The organism is Oleiphilus sp. HI0066 (genome assembly GCF_001635725.1).
Genome location: NZ_LWFH01001021.1, coordinates 1 through 2,114, shown reverse-complemented (window position 1 = coordinate 2,114; position 2,114 = coordinate 1). Strand labels below are relative to the sequence as shown.

The 2,114-nt window shown below is 40.6% G+C and carries 1 protein-coding gene and 1 pseudogene; both read left to right on the top strand.

Going from position 1 to position 2,114, the window contains the following annotated elements; translation table 11 throughout:
* Nucleotides 1-516 (top strand): annotated as a pseudogene (locus tag A3738_RS31085) (hypothetical protein); the annotation flags it as partial.
* A gap of 414 nt (nucleotides 517-930) precedes the next feature.
* Nucleotides 931-1,983: a hypothetical protein gene (locus A3738_RS12150; RefSeq protein WP_156502500.1), complete on the top strand. Its 1,053-nt coding sequence runs from the start codon at nucleotides 931-933 to the stop codon at nucleotides 1,981-1,983.
* The last annotated feature ends 131 nt before the right edge of the window (nucleotides 1,984-2,114 follow it).

The following is a 2,114-nucleotide window of genomic DNA, read 5'->3' as shown; positions in this document are numbered from 1 at the left end:
GCGTTTATGCCAACCGCTTCTTTACTAATTCGTAAATCCTCCATTTGCCCTTTTCCAAGCTGGTTTGTCGACAAGGCGCCTGCAGGAGATACCTTTATCCAAGTATTAGGCTCTATTCGAGGTGGCGCACTTTTTTTGCCAGATGTTATGAGCGCCTACACGAGGTTTAGTGTTGGCTCGGCGACAGCTAGCAATTTGCAACATTTTTCGTTCGAAAAAATAAAAACGCAAGCGAAAAATTATCGCTATTGCTATTTAAAACTGGCCGAGAGGCTTGACCATAATTCGGGTATAATTTGCCGTGCAGCTATGTCTAAATTACTATTTGATTTGTCGGTTAAAGCCCTAGATGCTGGATATGTTGGATTGTTTAAAGAGCTTTTTGACAGTTCGTGGACTAATCTGACAAAAAAAACAATGTTCTGCCGCTTAGTTTGGATTGCTCGCTATTGTTATTGCGCTCGATCGGTCATAAAGAAAAAGCTGGCTGAGAAAAGAAAATTAGTACTTGGTTGAGGGAAAGTGTGTTTGGGTCCGATGATATTTTGGAACCTAACAAGGCTTTTTCAAGATAGGTGTTAGACCCTATTAATAAAAATCGTCAACTAGTCTCTGGTCAGTCTGGTTTTATGGATTGGCAAAATAAGTTTTAGGCCATCAGCCTTATTCTATTTATGATATTCACCCTATATGCCACGTGTTTTCAGTAGCAAACTAAACTATCGACCAATTACTGTTTTGTTATTTGTTTTAACGTTCCTCTTTGTCTTTAGTGTGTCTTTCACTTTTTTGCCAACATACTCTGGTCGTTTGGTCCTGGCGTTCCTCCTTATCTTCTATTCAGGTATATGGTCGTTAAAGCAACGAGGTAGTTCGCCTACAAACTATGTTTACCTCGTACTTGGATTTTCTTTTTTCACGCTTTGGTGTGTGGCCATAACTAATGTTAGCAATGCCAACAATTTTTCAATAATGATTGCCTCGGCATTATTTCTTATTGAGGGGGTTGTAGGGACTCTGTTACTCGTTGGTTACTTGAACTACCATCAAGTTCAAGGCAGTCGATTGCTTTGTCTTCTTGTTGATGTGATCGCTTTACAGGCATTGTTTGTTGTAATTTACTTTGTTTCACCTAGTTTTAAGGAATTAGCTGCTTTCCTCGTACCAGCAGAGGAAAGTAATGTGAAAGGCTTATCTGCCCTAATACGTTCGAGGGGGCTAACTCACTCCGCAAGCGCTACGTTGTCTCTAGTGCAGGCTTCCGGAGGGTTTATTCTTCTCTATCTTATTGCGTTAAAGCAAATAAAAAGGCCGCTGTGGATTGTCTCCTTGGCGCTTTTGCTTATTGTTATATCTGTAATATTAACTGGCCGAACAGGAATAATATTGCTGGCACTGGGTTTTATCGGTGGCCCACTAGTAGCTGTCTTATCTGGAAGGTTGACTAAAAATATGCTTAGAATTTTGGTTGCGGCACCAATACTATTGTTCTCTGGTCTTCTTGCGCTAAATTTCTTGTATACGAATCTTCTTGGAGGGTTCCAGACTTCTTGGGGGCAGGACGGTTTTGATTATATGCTGACTTGGGCGACTCGAGAATTTACTGGGGGGGGGGGAGGTAGTCGGTTCGCTATTTTGGAAGCTTTGCAGAGAATGTGGATTTTTCCTGTGTCAGATATGGGGTTGTTTTTTGGCGACCCCTCGTCGTGGGGTAATATTCCGTCAGATGTTGGCATTGTGCGGCTTCTGAACGCGACAGGCATGATCGGAACCCTCTTTTTTTATGTTCCGTTTTTGTTGTTATTCTTATTTCTAGTTCGCGGAGCAGGTTCTTATACAGATAAGGTTTTTTTGGGGTTGTTGGTGTTTTTTTTGATTCTTGCTGAGTTTAAGGAGCCTTTTTTACTTAAGTTGTATGTTATAAAAATCGTGATAATTATTTTTTGTGCGACTCAACAAGAAAAAATTTTGAAAAGGAATTAATTGATCGGATTGCGTTATCGGAGTCTGGTTGTTCCGTCCATCAGCGAAAAAAATACTTGAAGGCCTCGGTCAGTTTGTGAAAAAAATCGTATTTATTCTTCCAAATTTAAATAGTGGTGGGGCAGAAAGGG